Annotated in this window: 12 protein-coding genes; 8 read left to right on the forward strand and 4 right to left on the reverse strand. The window is 75.8% G+C overall.

All coding sequences use genetic code 11. The features are described 5' to 3' along the window. Together SM611_RS35565 and SM611_RS35570 are read left to right on the forward strand one after the other, a co-directional pair. The coding region (locus tag SM611_RS35565; RefSeq protein WP_371954784.1) for a maltokinase N-terminal cap-like domain-containing protein at positions 1–1324 on the forward strand (1324 nt) is incomplete at its 5' end. Between the two features lie 158 nt (positions 1325–1482). Further along, positions 1483–2487, forward strand: a complete 1005-nt coding sequence (locus SM611_RS35570) for a C40 family peptidase (RefSeq protein WP_371954785.1) — start codon at positions 1483–1485, stop codon at positions 2485–2487. Between the two features lie 85 nt (positions 2488–2572). Here the strand turns inward: SM611_RS35570 and SM611_RS35575 are convergent, their stop codons facing one another. Both SM611_RS35575 and SM611_RS35580 read right to left on the reverse strand, forming a co-directional pair. Then, a complete protein-coding gene (locus SM611_RS35575; RefSeq protein ID WP_371954786.1) occupies positions 2573–4414 on the reverse strand; it encodes an N-6 DNA methylase in 1842 nt (613 codons plus the stop codon). Continuing rightward, on the reverse strand, positions 4411–5226 hold the full coding sequence (locus tag SM611_RS35580) for a PP2C family protein-serine/threonine phosphatase (RefSeq protein WP_371954787.1): 816 nt from the start codon (positions 5224–5226) through the stop codon (positions 4411–4413). The genes SM611_RS35575 and SM611_RS35580 overlap by 4 nt, the downstream gene beginning before the upstream one ends. Positions 5227–5613: 387 nt before the next feature. Here SM611_RS35580 and SM611_RS35585 point away from each other — a divergent pair, with 387 nt between their 5' ends. Continuing rightward, entirely contained in the window at positions 5614–6672 is a 1059-nt protein-coding gene (locus SM611_RS35585; protein WP_371954788.1) for a rod shape-determining protein, read from the forward strand. Between the two features lie 22 nt (positions 6673–6694). Further along, entirely contained in the window at positions 6695–7633 is a 939-nt protein-coding gene (locus SM611_RS35590; protein WP_371954789.1) for an MBL fold metallo-hydrolase, read from the forward strand. 73 nt (positions 7634–7706) lie between these two features. Here SM611_RS35590 and SM611_RS35595 read toward each other — a convergent pair whose 3' ends face one another. Then, positions 7707–8003, reverse strand: a complete 297-nt coding sequence (locus tag SM611_RS35595; protein ID WP_371954790.1) for a hypothetical protein — start codon at positions 8001–8003, stop codon at positions 7707–7709. A gap of 49 nt (positions 8004–8052) precedes the next feature. Here SM611_RS35595 and SM611_RS35600 point away from each other — a divergent pair, with 49 nt between their 5' ends. The 4 genes from SM611_RS35600 to SM611_RS35615 all read left to right on the forward strand — a co-directional run bounded on the left by SM611_RS35600 (position 8053) and on the right by SM611_RS35615 (position 14931). Further along, positions 8053–11532 carry a protein kinase domain-containing protein gene (locus SM611_RS35600; protein WP_371954791.1) on the forward strand — a complete coding sequence of 1160 codons (3480 nt, stop codon included), beginning with the start codon at positions 8053–8055 and terminating at the stop codon, positions 11530–11532. Further along, positions 11529–12428: a tetratricopeptide repeat protein gene (locus SM611_RS35605; RefSeq protein WP_371954792.1), complete on the forward strand. Its 900-nt coding sequence runs from the start codon at positions 11529–11531 to the stop codon at positions 12426–12428. The genes SM611_RS35600 and SM611_RS35605 overlap by 4 nt, the downstream gene beginning before the upstream one ends. Positions 12429–12519: 91 nt before the next feature. After that, entirely contained in the window at positions 12520–13641 is a 1122-nt protein-coding gene (locus SM611_RS35610; RefSeq protein ID WP_371954793.1) for a cystathionine gamma-lyase, read from the forward strand. A 24-nt stretch (positions 13642–13665) separates the two neighbouring features. After that, on the forward strand, positions 13666–14931 hold the full coding sequence (locus tag SM611_RS35615) for a tetratricopeptide repeat protein (RefSeq protein WP_371954794.1): 1266 nt from the start codon (positions 13666–13668) through the stop codon (positions 14929–14931). A gap of 57 nt (positions 14932–14988) precedes the next feature. Here the strand turns inward: SM611_RS35615 and SM611_RS35620 are convergent, their stop codons facing one another. Then, entirely contained in the window at positions 14989–16377 is a 1389-nt protein-coding gene (locus SM611_RS35620) for an FAD-dependent oxidoreductase (protein WP_371954795.1), read from the reverse strand. Positions 16378–16393 lie beyond the last annotated feature (16 nt).

Consider the following 16393-nt stretch of genomic DNA (forward strand, 5'->3'; position numbering starts at 1 on the left):
CGAGCTGTCCATCGGCACCGCCACCGAACTCCGCTCCGGCGACCCCGCCCTCCACCACCTCGTCCTCGACGTCCGCCAGAACGGCGCCACCGACCACTACCAGCTCCTCCTCGGCGTCCGCCGGCACCTGCCCGACCGGCTCCGGCACGTGGAGATCGGCCGCGAGACGCGGAGTGCGGGGCCGCGGCTGTACGACGCCGCCCACGACCCGGAGCTGACCCGGACGCTGCTGGACGCCCTGGCGGACGAGGCGTCCATCGGCCCGCTGCGGTTCAAGCACCTGGCCGGCGCCCGCATCCGCACCGACCTGGCGAGCCTGCCCATCACCGCCGAGCAGAGCAACACCTCGCTGCTGTTCGGCGACGCCTACATCTGCAAGCTGTTCCGGCGGCTCAGCCGCGGCGTCAACCTCGACCTGGAGGTCAACCTCGCGCTGACCCAGGCCGGCTGCACGCACGTCCCGGCCGTGCACGGCTGGATCGAGTTCGAACCGGGCGGTCCCGGCGCGGAGCCGGTCACGCTCGGGCTCCTGTCGGACTACCTGCACACCGGCGCGGACGGCTGGAGCCTGGCGATCGCGAGCGTGCGCGACTGGTTCGCCTACCCGCTGCCGTCCGGGGACGAGTGGGCGGAGCTGGACTCCAGCGCCGCCGGCGGCGACTTCGCGGCCGAGGCCGAACGGCTCGGCGCCGCCACGGCGCGGGTGCACCGGTCGCTGGCCGACGCGTTCGGCGTGACGGTCGTCCCCGGGGACGAGGTGCGCGCGCTCGCCGCGCGGATGAACGCCGAGCTGACCGCCACCTGCCGGGCCGTGCCCGGCCTCGCGCCGCACGCGAAGGCGCTCACCGCGGCGTTCCTCGACCTGGCCGCGCGGGCGGAGCCGATGCCGGTCCAGCGCGTGCACGGCGACTACCACCTCGGCCAGGTGCTGCGCACCGAGTCGGGCTGGGCGCTGCTGGACTTCGAGGGCGAGCCGGCCCGCGCGGAGAGCGAGCGCCGCGCCCTGGCGCACCCGCTGCGGGACGTCGCCGGGATGCTGCGCTCCTTCGAGTACGCGGCGCGCTTCCTCATCACCAAGGCCGGCACGGTCCCGACCGAGTCCGGGCCGCACCTGGAGACGCGGGCGCACGCCTGGGCCGCGCGGAACAGGGCGGCGTTCTGCCGCGGCTACGCGGCGGCCGGCGGCGCCGACCCGGCCGCGCATTCGGTGCTGATGCACGCCTTCGAATTCGAGAAGGCCGTGTACGAGGTGCGGTACGAGGCGCGGAACCGGCCGGCCTGGCTGCCCGTGCCGCTGAAATCGCTGGCCCATCTGACCGCTTGATCAAAGACACTGAAGCGCGCCTCCAATTCCGCGTCATGATCATGTAAAATCGGCCGGTTCTCTCAATTCCGCGGCGATCAACGGGTACCCGAACTCACGGCAGGATGATGATCACCTGCGGAGTACCACCCGGCAATGGGGAACGGGGAGAACGGATAATGTCCATCGGACGCCACTCGCACGACGACGCCGCCGGAAACGAAGCGATCGACGGCCCTAGCGGCCGCACCCGCGCGGACGGCCGAAAACAGGGAACGCTCCGCGCGGCCGTCACCGCGACGGTGACCGGGCTCGCGCTGGCGGTCCCGCTCGGCGCGCCCGCCACGGCGGCGCTCAACCCGTCGGCACTGCGGAGCCTGCACCTGGACTCCGCCATGCTGCAGAAGGTCAAGGCGTACGACGCGTACCGGACGCGCGAGGCCTCCCAGCGCAAGAAGGCGAAGAAGGCGCTCCGGTTCGCGCGGAAGCAGATCGGCAAGCCGTACCGGTGGGGCGCCGACGGGCCGAGCGGCTACGACTGCTCCGGGCTGGCGATGGCGTCGTGGCGCAGGGCCGGTGTGAGGCTGCCGCGCGTCACCTACGCCCAGTACCGCAAGGTCGACCGGAAGGTGAAGTACCGGAACCTCGAACCCGGCGACCTCGTCTTCTTCCACGGCCGCGGCCACGTCGGCCTCTACGTCGGGCACAAACGCTTCCTGCACGCGCCGCACTCCGGCGCGCGGGTCCGGATCGACAAGATTTCCAAATGGCGGAAGAAACAGTTCGCCGGCGCGGTACGGCCCGGCGCGCCCGCCTACCGCGAATGGGCGCCCTCCGTCCGGGAGCTGGTCGAGAAGATCGACCGGATGAGCACGCAGAAGAGAGCGGACCAGAAGCCGCCAGATAAGGAGCGGACCCCCCAGATTCCGCCACCTTCCGATACGTTGCCCAAGAAACACGACAATCCCCCGATGACCGCCCCCGGACACACCCCGGCGAAACAGGCCGCGCCACCCGGCGGCCCCGCCCCGAAGAAGCCGGGCGATTCCGCGGCCGCGCCGCCGCGCGGCGAGGCGGCCTCGAAGACGAGGCCCGACCCGAGGCCGCGAGCCATGGCTCCCGAGCACCAGCGACGACCGTTCCCCATGTGGAACCGCCCATGGGCCAGATACGTCGCTCCATGATCCAGAGCGGCCGTCCCGGCGCCGGGCACCCCGCGCCGGGACGGTCCGTCCATCGCCTCGGCGCCGGACGCTAGAGCGCCGGACGCTACAGCGCCGTCCGCGGGCGGGCACCGCCGTGAACGGAGTCCTCCTCGGGGACGAGAGCGCCGTCCAGCAGGCCGTCGAAGCTCAGCCGGACCAGGGCCTCCCCCAGCGCGGACATCTCGCGCAAGGTCTCGGTCAGGCCGATCAGCTCGCGGAACGCGCGGCCGTACGCCCGCTGGCGGTCCAGGGAGAGCCGCGGGACGCGGGTGCGGCGCAGGTCCGTGCGACTCGACGAGGCGCTGCTGCCGCGGACGCGCGCCAACGTGAGGACGCCCGCGAGGAAGTGCGCGTCGAGCCGTTCGGGGTCCGGGCGGTAGCGCGTCAGATAGGGGCCGAGGGCGGTGCCGGGCTCCTCGATCACGCGCGCCGATCCGGCGGCGGTGGCGACGACGTCCCCGGCGTCCAGCATGATCAGGCCGGGGCCGGCGGCGGCCGTCGCGGAGGGGCCGCTCCCGGTGGTCAGGTCGTGCACGGTGAGGACGGGGACGTCGCCGCCGGCCGGCGGCCGGGCGGGCGCGTGGCTGACCGCGACGGCGCCGGCCCGGGCCAGCTCGGCGAGCGTGGTGACCGGCACCGGCCGCGGGTCGTCCCGCAGTCCGAGGGCGGGCGGGGCGGGCGACGCCGCGCGCAGCCGCTCCGAGACCTCGGTGTACCGGCGGCCGAACGCCTCGGCGGTCTGCCGGGGGCGGTGCCGGGACGGGCTGACGTCGACCTCGTCGTCCAGCAGGTCGAGGACCGGCACGGAGAACGCGCCGTCCGGGTGCCGCTCCAGCTCGTGCTCGGCGCGCGCGAGGTCGCCCTCGGCGTCCAGCAGCAGGACGGCGGCGGGCGGGCGCTCACCGGGGCGGGGCCGCCGCAGCAGCCACAGGTCGGGACCGCCGGGCGCGGTCGTGATCACGGCCCGCAGCGCGCCGGCCCGCAGCAGGTTCCCGCGGACGCGGCGGCCGGGCCGGCGGCTCGCGGCGGCCGCCGGCATCAGCACCGCGGCGCGCCCGCCGGGGCGGACGCGGGCGAGGCAGTGCTGCGCCCAGGCCAGCTCCGGCTCGCCGCGCGGCGGCAGCCCGTACTCCCAGCGCGGGTCGCCGGCCAGTTCCGCGTGGCCCCAGCCGCGGTCGCCGGACGGCGGGTCGCAGACGACCGCGTCGGCGGCCTCGCCGGTGAAGCCGTCGGCGCGCAGCGAGTCGCCGGCGACGATCTCGGCGGGCGTCCCGGCGAGCAGCAGCCGGACCGCGGCGATGCGCGCGGCGGACGGGTCGGCCTCCTGGCCGAGCGCGCGCCGCGCGCCGGGGGCCGCCAGCAGCAGGGTCCCGAGCCCGCAGGCGGGGTCGAGGACGGTACCGCCGTCGCGGCACACCAGGCGCGTCATCAGCCGGGCCACGTCCGCCGAGGTGACGACGAGCCGCCGCGAGTGCGCCCGCACGTAGCGCTCGACGAGCGACTCGAACGCGGCGGCGCGGCCGTGCTCGGCGGCGAGGCCGTCGAGCGCGCCGGGAAGGCCGGGGTCGCCGGGTTCGAGGTCGGGCGGGGGGATCTTCGCGGCGTCCCCGCCCGAGTCCAGCAGGTGCAGCCCGGCCCAGCCGACGAGGTCGGCGAGCCGGAAGTCGTCGCCGGACGCGCGCAGCCGCTGCCAGGTCCGGTCGGCGAGGGAGACCTCGAACGGCTTGCCGTTGCGGCGGAGCCAGTCCTCGACCTCGGCGAGCGAGAACAGCGGGCTCGCGGCCGTCCCGCCGGCCGGGCGCGGGAAGTCGCCGTGCCGGCGGCGCCAGTTGCTGACCGTCGCGCGCCCCACGCCGGCCAGCCGGGCGATGTCGCCCGCGGTGACCGCCGGGTCGCCCCCGCTCATGCGCGGCGGAGCCGGCGGGCGAGCCGGGCGAGGGGCCCGGGGCCGGCGTCCGGCGCCGCGGCGCCGAGCAGCACCGGCTCGCGTTCGGGGGCGCCGCCGGCCGGGACGACGTCCGCGACGACGCAGGTGATGTTGTCGGGCCCGCCCGCGCGGAGGGCGAGGTCGACGAGGCGGGCGACGGCGTCCGCCGGGCGCGCCGCTGCGGCGAGGGCGTCCCTGAGCGCCTCGGGCGGGACGGGCCCTGACACGCCGTCGGAGCACAGCAGGTACCGGTCGCCGGGCCGGGCGTCGTGCCGGAACACGTCGGGCTCGCCGCTCTGCTCGCTCTGCAGCGCCCTGACCAGTGCCGACCGCTGCGGATGCCGGGCCGCCTCGGCCGGGGTGAGCCGGCCCGCGTCCACGAGCGACTGCACCATCGTGTGGTCGCGGGTGAGCTGGACCAGCTCGCCGGCGCGCAGCAGGTAGGCGCGGGAGTCGCCGATGTGGGCGATCGCGAACCGCGTCCCGTCCCAGGCCATCGCGGTCAGGGTCGTGCCCATGTGGGCCAGTTCGGGCTTCTGCCGTCCGAGTTCGTCCAGGCGCGCGGCGATGCCGGCCACGGCGGCGGCGAGGCCGGCGGCCGGGTCGCCACCGAGCGCGTGACCGGCCAGTGCCGTGACGGCCGTCCGGCTGGCGACGTCGCCGTGCGGGTGGCCGCCCATCCCGTCGGCGACGGCGAGGAGCCGCGGACCGGCGAGCGCCGAGTCCTCGTTCACCTTCCGCCGCCGCCCGATGTCCGTCGCGGCGGCGAAGTCGAGCGCGTGGTGAGCCATGCGGCCATGGAAGCACGCTAAAACACGATTCACAATCATTTCGCTTCGATACACGGCTTCCCCCGCACCCGAGCGATACGGACACTCACCGGTCGCGGGCGCGGTTCTGGGGGTCGTCGGCGGGCCGGCCGGGACGTTCGTCGTCATGCGCGACGGCCGGACGGCCCGGCGCGGCGCCGGGCCCGCATGATCTCCGCCACAGGATGTCTTGGTGCCCGCCCGGTGCTCGGCGCCGGGCGGGCGCCGGGTGGCGGGCCGCGTTCCGGACATGCCGGATCTCTGGTCGCGATGACGTTGCGATTCGCTTACCCGGCCGTGGGCATCGCCGCCGAGCGCAAGGGCATCAACAAGACTCTTGCGACTTTCGGGGCGATTGGGAGGGACGCGATGTGGGACTTCGCGGGCCGTGACACCGCTATCGACCTGGGCAGCGACACCGTGCGGATGCACGTGCGGGACCGCGGCGTCGTGTGCCGCGAGCCGTCCGTGCTCGCACGGTCCCGGGAGACCGGGCACATCCTGGCACTGGGCCGGCCCGCGCGGCAGATGGCCGGGCGCAACCCCGACGTGACCCTCGTCCGGCCGATCCGCGAGGGCGCGCCCACGGAGACCGACGAGGCCGAGTACCTGATGCGGCACCTGGTCCGCCGCCACCACCGGCGCCATTACACCGCCCGTCCCCGGCTCGTCGTCACCGTCCCGAGCGGGATGACGTCCGTCCACTACCGGGCCCTGCAGTTCTCCGCCTACCAGGCCGGCGCGCGGCGGCTCACGCTCGTGCCGACGCCGATCGCCGCCGCCATCGGGATGGGCATGACCTCCTCCACCCGTCCCGAGATCGCCGTCATCGCCTGCATCGGCGCGGACGTCACCGACGTCGGCGTCATCGCGTTCGGCGGGCTCGTCACCTCGCACACCGCGCACGTCGGCGGGTCGTCGCTGGACAAGGCGATCGTCGCGCTCGTCAGGCGCGAGCACCAGGTGACGCTGTCGCGGACGGCCGCCGAGGAGGCGAAGCTGGCGGTCGGGGCGGTGCCGCCGCTCGGCCGGCGTCCGGTGAAGCAGACCGTCGTGACCGGCCGCGACATCGCGACCGGCATGCCGCGCGAGATCGTCCTCACCACGCTGGACGTCGGCCGCGCGATCGCCGGGCCGGTCGCCGAGATCGTGGACGCGATCGGCGCCGGCCTCACCGGCTGCGCCCCGGAGATCTCCGGCGACCTGCTGTCGGTCGGCATCACGCTGAGCGGCGGGTGCGCCCGGCTGCCCGGCCTGGACCGGCTGATCCGGGACCGTACCGGGCTGGAGGCGCGGCTCGGCGACGACACCGGCGACGCGGCCGTGCTCGGCGCCGGCGAGGTGCTGCGCTCGGCCGGCACGCAGGAGCCGTCGGCGCGCAGGTCGTCGCCGCGTCCGCAGGTGCTGACCACGCTGCCGGAGTACTGACCGGGGCTACACTGCCGGTCGCATGAGCGACGCACCCGGCCTCGACGGCCCCGGAAGCCCCCGCCTGCAGGAGGTCTCGGAGGGGATCTTCGCCTACGTGCAGCCGGACGGCACCTGGTGGATCAACAACACCGGATTCCTCGCCGGTACGCGCGGGGTGGTGAGCGTCGACGCCTGCTCGACCGAGCGCCGCACCCGCGCGTACCTGGAGTCGATCCGGTCGGTGACGGACCGGCCCGTCCGGACGCTGGTCAACACCCACCACCACGGCGACCACACGTTCGGCAACTACCTGTTCGCGGGCGCGACCATCGTCGGCCACGAGGGGACGCGGGAGGGCGCGCTCGCCTGGGGCAGGCCGTTCGACGAGCCGTTCTGGACGAAGGTGGACTGGGGCGGCATCGAGGTCGAGCCGCCGTTCCTCACCTACACCGACGGCGTGACCCTCTGGGTGGACGACCTGCGCTGCGAGGTCCGGCACGTCGGGACGCCCGCGCACACGACCAACGACTCCATCGTCTGGATCCCCGAGCGCCGCGTCCTGTTCTGCGGCGACCTCCTCTTCAACGGCGGCACCCCCTTCCTCATGCAGGGCTCGGTCGCCGGGGCCATCAGGGTGCTGGAAGAGGTCGTCGCGCCACTCGGCGCGGAGACGATCGTCCCCGGCCACGGCCCGGTCGGCGGCCCGGAGCTGATCGACCGCGTCGTCGGCTACGCGCGGTTCGTGCAGGCGACGGCCGCCGAGGCCGGGCCGGCCGGGCTGACCCCGCTGGAGGCCGCACGCGAGGCCGACATCGGCCCGTACGCGGAGCTGACCGACGCCGAGCGCCTCGTCGGCAACCTGCACCGCGCCTACGCCGAGCTGAACGGCCTGGAACCGGGCGGCGAGATCGACCTGGCCGCCGCCCTCGGCGACATGATCACCTACAACGGCGGTCGTCCGCTGACCTGCCGCGCCTGAGCCCTCGCGGCCCGCGCGGGTGGAACGGCGTGCGGTGCGGCGGCGGCGCGAGCGGCTCCGGGGTGACCGCCGGTCAGCGGAGTTCGGCGGTCGCCAGCAGGCGGATGCAGGCGGTGGCCCAGGCGCCGGCGGCGCGGCGCGGGTCGTCGGCGGTGAGCGCGCCGGCGAGGGCCGCCAGGGTCCCGGCGGCGGCGCGGAGGCCGGCGCGGTCCAGGTCCTCACCGGCGCGGGCGATGCGCTCCCGCAGGCCCGGCGGGAGGTGCAGGAGGCCGCGGTGCGCGGCTTCGGCGCAGGCGGCGAGGGCCTCGGCCAGGACGCGGTCGAGCGGGTCGCGGCCGGCCGGGGGCGGGGCGTCGAGAGCGGCTTCCATGGCGCCCAACGGTAGAGGGGCGGGCCGACAAATCCGTAGGATCTCCAACATGATCGACGCGACGTGGCGGCGCGGCGATGTCGTGCTCGATCTGTACGAGGTGCGTGACGTGGTCGCCACCGGCGGCATGGGGCTGGTCTACCGGGTCCGGCACCGGGGCTGGGACGCCGAGCTCGCCATGAAGGTCCCCCGTCCCGAGCTGGTCGGATCCGAGCACGCGCTGCGGGGCTTCGAGGACGAGGCGGAGACCTGGGTCGGGCTCGGCCTGCACCCGCACATCGTGAACTGCGCCTACGTGCGCCGGCTCGGCGCGCTGCCGGGGGTGTTCGCCGAATGGGTCGGCGGCGGCAGCCTCGCCGACGCGATCAGGGAGGGGCGGCTGCGCGGCCCCGACCCGCGCGGCGCCACCGGGCGGATCGTCGACGTCGCCGTCCAGTTCGCCTGGGGCCTGGACCACGCGCACCGGCACGGGCTCGTCCACCAGGACGTGAAGCCCGCCAACGTGATGCTCACCCCGGACGGGACGGTCAAGGTCACCGACTTCGGGCTGGCGAAGGCCCGGATCCGGGCGGGCGAGGACGGCGTCCCGCGCCCGGACGCCGACCCCCTGGTCAGCTTCGCGGGCCTCACCCCGGCGTACTGCTCCCCCGAGCAGGCGCGGGCGGCGGCGGGCGACCGGGCGCCGCTGACCCGCGCGACGGACGTGTGGTCGTGGGCGCTCAGCGTGCTGGCGATGTTCACCGGCGGCCCGCCGGTGCGGTCGGGCGCGGAGGGCGGACGGGCGTTCGAGGAGTTCGCCGTGCGGGCCGCCGGTGTGCTGCCGCCCGGCCTCGCCGACGTGCTGCGCGCGTGCTTCCGGCCGGACCCGTCGTCGCGCCCCGACCGGATGGACGAGCTGGCCGAGGCGCTCGCCACCGTGTACGCGCAGGTCACCGGTACGCCCTATCCCCGGGAGCGGCCGGCGCCCGCGACGTTGCTCGCGGACGGGCTGTCGAACCAGGCGCTGTCCATGCTCGACCTCGGCCACCCCGCGGAGGCCGAGGCGCTGTGGGCGCGGGCGCTGGAAGCCGATCCCCACCACCCGCACGCCGTCTTCAACCGGGGGCTGCGCCTGTGGCGCACCGGCCGGATGACGGACGCGCAGCTCATCGGCGATCTGGAGCAGGTCCGCGCGACGCACCGGGACGACTGGATCGGCGACCACCTGCTCGGGCTCGTCCACCTGGAGCGCGGCGCCGCGGCCGAGGCGGTGGCGCTGCTGGAGTCCGCCGCCGGGCGGGCGCCGGACGCTCCGGAGCCGGCCGCCGCGCTGCGGAGCGCACGGCGGCTGCCCGGCGCGCCGCCGCCCGTCGTCCTCGCGGGCCACGCCAACCCGGTCGGCGCCGTCGCCCTCGGCGCCGGCGCCGGGCTGGCGGTGAGCGGCGGCCGGGACGCCTCGAACCCGCCCCCGCCCGGCGCGGAGGGCGGCACCGTGCGGATCTGGGACCTGGCGGCCGGACGCTGCGTCCACACGCTGCCCGCGCACTCCGCCGGGCTCGCGGGCGGGGTGGCCGCGGTCGCGCTGAGCCCCTGCGGGCGGTTCGCGGCCTCCGGCGGCGCGGACGGCGCCGTGCTCGTCTGGGACGTCCGGTCCGGAGCCCGGCTGCACCGGCTCGGCGGCCACGCCGGCCGCGTCGACGCGCTCGCGTTCGCGCCGGACGGCTCGCTCCTGGCGACGGCCACGGAAGGCGGGGCCGTCCGGCTGTGGGACACCGGCGGCGGTCACTGCGTCCGCACCCTGCAGCGGGAACAGGACCTCCCGCGCGCCCTCGGCGGAGCCGTCGCGCTGACGGACGAAGGGCATGTCGTCAGGTGGGAGCCCACCACCATGCGCCTGCGCGTCTGGGACGCGGCCACGGGCATGCTCGTCCGGACGACGTCGATGCCGCGGGCCCGCGTCGCGCTCAGTGCGGGAGGACGGGTCGCGCTCGCCGCCACCGAGGCGGAACTGCGCGTCTGGGACGCCGTGGCGGGGCGTCCGCTGCGCGCCCTGGAGCGGCCGGTCAGCCCCGACACCCGGTTCGCCGTCAGCGGCGACGGCACGCTCGCCCTGTCGACCGGCCCCGACGGCCTGCGGCTGTGGGACCTGGAGGAGGGGCGGGGCGTCCGCACGCTGCAGGACGAGGGCGCCCTCACGGGGACGGCGGCGCTGAGCGACGACGGCCGGCACGCGCTCACCGCGCCGGGCGGCCCGGCCGTCCACGCGTGGCGGCTCACGGACCCCGGGCCGCTCGCCCCCTGGAGCCACGCGCGTCCGCGGACGGCGGCGGAACTGGCCCGGGAGGCCGACGCGGCCGGCCTGGCCGTCGCCCGCGCCCGGCGGCTCGCGGACGCCGGGGACTGGGCGCGGGCCGGGGCGGAACTGCGCGCCGCCCGGAACGTCCCCGGCCACGAGCGGAACCGCGACCTGCTCCGCCTGTGGCGCGAGGTGGGGCGGCACGGCCGCCGGACGGACCTGCTGGGCGCCTGGCAGGGATCCGAGCTCCCCGGCACGGAGCGCAGGTCGGTGAGCGCCGCAGTGCTGAGCTCCGGCGGCGTCCTGGCGGTGGCGTTCGGAGGCTGGTCGATCGTGTGGCTCGTGGACGCCGTGTCCGGCGACCTCCTGCACACGCTCCAGGTGGGCGGCATGTCCGTCGAGTGCGTCGCCTTCACCCCGGACGGGCGCCGGCTGCTGACCGGGGCGAGCGACGGGAAGGTCCGCGTGTGGGAGGTGGCGTCCGGCGAGTGCCTGCGCGTCCTCGGCGGCCACAAGGCCGACGTCAGGTCGCTGGCGGTGAGCCCGGACGGGCGGCTCGCGGCATCCGGCGACCAGGACGGCGCCGTCCGCGTCTGGGACCTCGCCAAGGGCAGGCGCAGGCACGTCCTCAGGGGACACAGCGGAGTCGTGCTCTCCCTGCGCTTCGGCCCCGGCGCCGGAACCCTCCTGGCGTGGGACATGCGCCGCGTGGTGACGCTCTGGCGGCTCCGAGACCGGCGCTCGCGCGTCCTGCCGGGCCAGTCCCCGGCCGCCATGAGCGCCGACGGCCGCACGGTCGTGACATGCGGCCACACGGTCGGCACCCTCTGGACCTCGGACGGGACGACCGGCGAAGGCACCGGCTACGTCCGGGGCGCGCCGGAGGAGCTCGCGTCCATCCACGTGGACGCCTCCGGCTCCCTCGCCGCCACCGTCGGCCCCCGCAGCGCCCTGCGCGTCTGGGACCTGCGCGCCGAACGCCTCCTGCACCACCCGCCCGAACCGGTCACCTGCCTGGCGCGGAGCGCCGACGACCGGTTCGCGGTCTCCGGCGGGCCGGACGGGAACCTGCGCGTCTGGGACGTCCCGTCCGGGCGCTGCCTGCACACCCTCAAGGCGCACGCGGCCGCCGTCACCTGGGTCGGCCTCAGCGCCGACGGCCACCTCGCGGTGTCCCGCGACCGGGACCATGTGATGCGCGCCTGGGAATTCGACTGGGACCACACGTTCGAGAACGGAAAGGCACCCCCATGATCCTCAGCTGCTCCGGCTGGGCCTGCACCCGCCTCATCTCGGTGTCGAAGATCCCGGGCGGCAACCCGGCCGCCCGCAACGATCCCGAGGGCTTCGCGATCGAGTTCATGATCTGCGGCGACTGCGGCAAGAACTTCTGCGACCGCTGCCACGCCCCGGGCTCGGCGTTCCGCGCGCCCCGCTGCGCGCACTGCGGCGGGAAGCTCCTCCCCGGCCGGCGGCTGGAGCAGCTCAGCGGCCGCCCCCGCCCAGCCGAGGTCGGGCACCACGACCGGGCCGTCGCCGCGATCGAGTCCGGCCGCTTCGAGGACGCGCTGCGGGACCTGGACGAGGCCGTCCGGCTCCGCCCCGGGTACGCCACGGCCCACCACTGGCGCGGCGTCGCCCTCGCCGAGTCCGGACGCCACGCCGAGGCGATCGCCGCGTTCGACGAGGCGATCCGGCTCAACCCGTCCGACGTGCCGTCCCGGTTCGAGAAGGCCCGCGCGCTCTCCCTCATGGAACGCGCGGCCGAGGCGCTCGCCGCCTACGAGGAGACCATCGCCGTCCAGCCGCGCTACCCCGCGCCGCAGGTCAACCGGGCGGTCCTCCTCCTGGACGGCGACCGCGACGCCGAGGCCCTCGCCGTCATCGACCGGGCCATCGCCCTGCTCACCTCCGGAACCGCCGTGGGCGCTGGCCGGTACGACCTCGCGAGCGCCCACAGCGTCAAGGGCGCGGCGCTGGTCAAGCTGGACCGCTGCGAGGAGGCGCTGCCCGTCATCGACTACGCCATCGACAACGGCCCCGACTCGTGGAACGACCACTACAACAAGTCGGTCGCCCTCGAAGCGCTCGGCCGCATCGAGGAGTCCGAGATCGCCCGGAGCATCGGCGACTCCCTCCGCGGCGCCTGACCGGGTCCCCGCCGGGAGATCGACCGACCCTCCCGGCGGCCCGGCGGAGGGGTGCGCGACGATGGGGTCCGGCATTGCAGAGGAGGCGCGGATGGAGATCGGGGACGGGACGCTGGCCGTAGGGGCCGGGCTGCCGGGCGCGGAGAACTACGCTCCCCCGCTGCCGGGCCCGGTGTTCGCGGCGCACTACCACCTGGCCGGAGAGGCGTCCGGACCCTACCTGTACGGGCGCGACTCCAACCCGACATGGTCGCTGCTGGAGCGGGCGATCGGCGAGTTGGAGAGCGGCGCCGAGGTCGTCTCGTTCTCGTCCGGGATGGGCGCCGTGTCCGCCGTCATCCTGTCGCAGGTGCGGACCGGGGACGTCGTCGTCCTCCCCGACGACTGCTACCTGACGACGCGCGCGCTGAAAGAGCGGCTGGAGTCCTACGGGGCGGTGGTGCGGATGGCGCCCACCGCCGGGGACGCGCAGCTCGCGGCGTTGGACGGCGCGCGGCTGGTCTGGCTGGAGACGCCGTCCAATCCGCGGCTGGACGTGTGCGACATCGCGCGGATCGCGGACGCCGCGCATGCGGCGGGAGCGCTGGTCGCGGTGGACAACACGCTCGCCACGCCGCTGGGGCAGCGCCCGCTGGACCTGGGCGCCGATTTCTCGGTCGCGAGCGGCACCAAGGCGCTGACCGGGCACGGGGATCTGCTGCTCGGTCATGTCGCGACGCGTGTTCCGGAACTGGCCGAGGGGATCCGGCTCTGGCGCAAGACCGTGGGCGCCGTTCCGGGGCCGATGGAGGCCTGGCTGGCGCACCGGTCGCTCGCCACGCTCCAGCTGAGGCTGGAGCGGCAGTCCGCCAACGCGCTGGCGCTGGCGGAGGCGCTGCGGGGAAGGGTCGCCGGGCTCAGGTATCCGGGACTGCCGGACGACCCGTCCCACGAGGTCGCGGCCCGGCAGATGCGCCGGTTCGGCTGCGTCGTGTCCTTCACCCTGCCGGACGCGGAGGCCGCCGAGAGGTTCCTCGGGTCGCTGCGGCTCGTCATGCAGGCCACCAGTTTCGGCGGCGCGCACAGCTCGGCGGAACGGCGCGGACGCTGGGGCGGCGACGCCGTCGAACCGGGGTTCATCCGCTTCTCCGCCGGCATCGAGGACACCGATGATCTCGTGGCCGACGTCCTCCGGGCCCTCGAAGGCACGGGAAAAAGACGTGATCACCGGTAGCGCCCGCATGTAGCGTGGCCGCCCATGAGTGACGCACGGGCACTTCTGGAAAGCGGCGACATCGCCGGACTGATCCGGCATCTCCGGTTCAACGCGGACGGCATGGACCTGCGCGAGGTGGCGCGCCTCATGGAAGGCGCGGCCGCGCTGTCCGGATTCGACGACATGCGGGACGCCGCGGCGGCGCTGGCCGCGCGCCAGGAGCCGCAGGAGCTCTACGACTTCGGGTACGCGTGCGTCGAGCGCGGCATCCCGTTCCTGGCGGTTCCGCCGCTCAGGCGCGCGGTGGAGATGATGCCGGACGAGCCGGTCCTCCTCATGGAACTCGTCTCGGCGCTGGAGCGGGAGAACCGGCACGCCGAGGCGGTCGCGGCCCTGGAGCCGCGCGTCGACGCGCTGGACCCGTGGCCCGCGCGCTACCTGCTCGCCCACAACGCGCTGTTCGCCGGCGACGTGCCCCGGGCGGAGCGGGAGGCCGCTCGGCTGCCCGCGCCCGCGGACCGGGACTGGCTGCCCGCCCACGACCGGCTCACCCGGATCCTCGCGCGAACGCGGGCGGCGCGGGCCGTCGCCCCGCTGGACGGCACGGACCTGCGCGGCTGGCACTTCGCGCTGGGCGGGAGCGTTCTCGTCACGATCTCGCCGTACGGGTTCCACGACGGCATGACCGGGCGGTTCGCCTACATGTCCGACGGTTTCGAGACGTGCCGGCGGAGCCTGGACCGGCTGCGGCTGATCCTGGACGCGGCGGGACGCCGGCCGGCGTCGGTCGGCCTGCTCCCCGACCGGTCCAGCCGTGCCCTCGGGCTGGCCGCCGCCCAGGTGCTCGGGCTGCCCGCCGAGCCGTTCGCCCCCGGCCGTCCCGGCGCGCTCGTGGTCGCCTACGACCTGAACGGGACCGGCCTGAGCGAGACCGAGGCGAGGGGCCTGCGTGAGCGGGCCGAGGGGCAGGTGCTGTTCGAGCACGCGTCCTGCTGGACCGACCCGCCGATGGTCGGCGCCGACGTCACCGGGTTCCTGCACCAGGTCGTGAAGCCGCCGTGGGGCGAGCGGCTGCGGATGTCGCCCGGCGGCGGGACCGAGACCGTGCCGCCGGACGAGCGTCCCGCCGAGGAACTGGCCGCCGATATCGTCCGCGCGGCGCCGGAGCCGTTCGACGAGGACGGCGCGCCGCCGGACCCCGACGAGGCCCTGGTCTCGCTCGTCCGCGCCGTCCGCGGGCTGTGGCTCACCGGACCGAGGGACGCGCCGCGCTCCCCCGGCCCGGTGCCGAGCAGCCGCTTCGCCTAGGGGCCTGCGGGGGCGGCCAGGGTCGTCAGACCGGCGCGGCGGTCACCGGCAAGGCGATCAGGAACGGGCGCGCATGTCCTCCTCGACGGCGTCGGCGGCCTTGCGGGCGGCGATCAGGACCGGGTCCCACACGGGCGCGAACGGCGGCGCGTAGCCGAGGTCGAGGCCGGTCATCTCCTCGACCGTCATGCGGTTCCACAGCGCGATGGCGAGGCCGTCGATCCGCTTGGCGGCGTTCTCCTCGCCGACGATCTGCGCGCCGAGCAGCCGCCCGGACCGCCGCTCGGCGATCAGCTTCGTCCGCATGGCGGTGGCGTCCGGGTGGTAGCCCGCGCGGGTGGTCGACTCGACGACGACGCTCAGCGCGGCGAACCCGGCGGCGGCCGCCTCCCGCTCGTTCAGCCCGGTCCGCGCGACCTCCCACTGGCAGATCTTGGACACGGCGGTGCCGACCACGCCGGGGAACGTGGCGTAGCCGCCGCCGATGTTGACGCCGGCGACGCGTCCCTGCTTGTTGGCGTGCGTGCCGAGCGGGATCGCGACCGGGCCGCCGGACACCAGGTGGCGGTTCTCGACGCAGTCGCCCGCCGCCCACACCCGCTCGGTCCGGGTCCGCATGCGCCGGTCGGTGACGATCCCGCCGGTCGGGCCGGTCTCGATGCCCGCCTCGCGGGCCAGCCGCGACTCGGGCCGCACCCCGAGCCCGAGGACGACCAGGTCCGCCGGGAGCGTCCGGGCGCCGGTGCGGACGGCGGTGACGTGCCCGTCCGGCCCGGTGTCGAATCCCTCGACGGGCTCGCCCAGGTACAGCCGCACGCCGAGGCCGCGCATCGCGTCCGCGACGGTCGCGCCCATGTCCGGGTCGAGGCTTCCCATCGGCTGGTCGGAGGCGTCCACCAGGGACACCTCCAGTCCGCGCATCACCATCGCCTCGGCCATCTCCAGGCCGATGTAGCCGCCGCCCACCACGACCGCTCGGCGCGGCGCGCGCTCTTCGAGGACGCGGACGATCGCCACCCCGTCGTCGAGGACCTGGACGCCGTGGATCCCGTCCGCGCCGGCCCCGGGCAGCCGCGGCCGGACGGGAGCGGCGCCGGTCGCCACGACGAGGTCGTCGTAGGGTTCCCAGCGCTCGCCGCCGCCGTCCACGTCGCGGACGCGCACCCGGCCCCCGTCCGTGTCGATCTCCACGGCCTCGGTGCGCAGCCGCACGTCGATGCCGCGGTCGCGGAACTCGGCGGGGGTGCGGGCGATCAGCTCGTCCAGGCCGGCGACCACGCCGCCGACGAAGTACGGGATGCCGCACGCCGAGTAGGACGCGTAGTGGCCGCGCTCGACGGCGACGACCTCCAGCTCGTCCGGGCCGCGCCGCTTGCGAGCCTGGGACGCGGCGCTCATCCCGGCGGCGTCCGCCCCGATGACGAGCAGGCGTGCACGTGCGGCCATGACGGCTTCCTCCCAA

Origin of the sequence: Actinomadura monticuli (assembly GCF_041463655.1) — a bacterium.
Lineage (GTDB): Bacteria > Actinomycetota > Actinomycetes > Streptosporangiales > Streptosporangiaceae > Spirillospora > Spirillospora monticuli.

Excerpts from the sequence above, each read along its gene's own strand:
- SM611_RS35595 (WP_371954790.1), bottom strand. The coding sequence starts at position 8,003 with ATGGAAGCCGCTCTCGACGCCCCGCCCCCGGCCGGCCGCGACCCGCTC.
- SM611_RS35585 (WP_371954788.1), top strand. The coding sequence starts at position 5,614 with ATGTGGGACTTCGCGGGCCGTGACACCGCTATCGACCTGGGCAGCGAC.
- SM611_RS35610 (WP_371954793.1), top strand. The coding sequence starts at position 12,520 with ATGGAGATCGGGGACGGGACGCTGGCCGTAGGGGCCGGGCTGCCGGGC.
- SM611_RS35590 (WP_371954789.1), top strand. The coding sequence starts at position 6,695 with ATGAGCGACGCACCCGGCCTCGACGGCCCCGGAAGCCCCCGCCTGCAG.
- SM611_RS35615 (WP_371954794.1), top strand. The coding sequence starts at position 13,666 with ATGAGTGACGCACGGGCACTTCTGGAAAGCGGCGACATCGCCGGACTG.
- SM611_RS35605 (WP_371954792.1), top strand. The coding sequence starts at position 11,529 with ATGATCCTCAGCTGCTCCGGCTGGGCCTGCACCCGCCTCATCTCGGTG.
- SM611_RS35620 (WP_371954795.1), bottom strand. The coding sequence starts at position 16,377 with ATGGCCGCACGTGCACGCCTGCTCGTCATCGGGGCGGACGCCGCCGGG.
- SM611_RS35570 (WP_371954785.1), top strand. The coding sequence starts at position 1,483 with ATGTCCATCGGACGCCACTCGCACGACGACGCCGCCGGAAACGAAGCG.
- SM611_RS35600 (WP_371954791.1), top strand. The coding sequence starts at position 8,053 with ATGATCGACGCGACGTGGCGGCGCGGCGATGTCGTGCTCGATCTGTAC.
- SM611_RS35580 (WP_371954787.1), bottom strand. The coding sequence starts at position 5,226 with ATGGCTCACCACGCGCTCGACTTCGCCGCCGCGACGGACATCGGGCGG.
- SM611_RS35575 (WP_371954786.1), bottom strand. The coding sequence starts at position 4,414 with ATGAGCGGGGGCGACCCGGCGGTCACCGCGGGCGACATCGCCCGGCTG.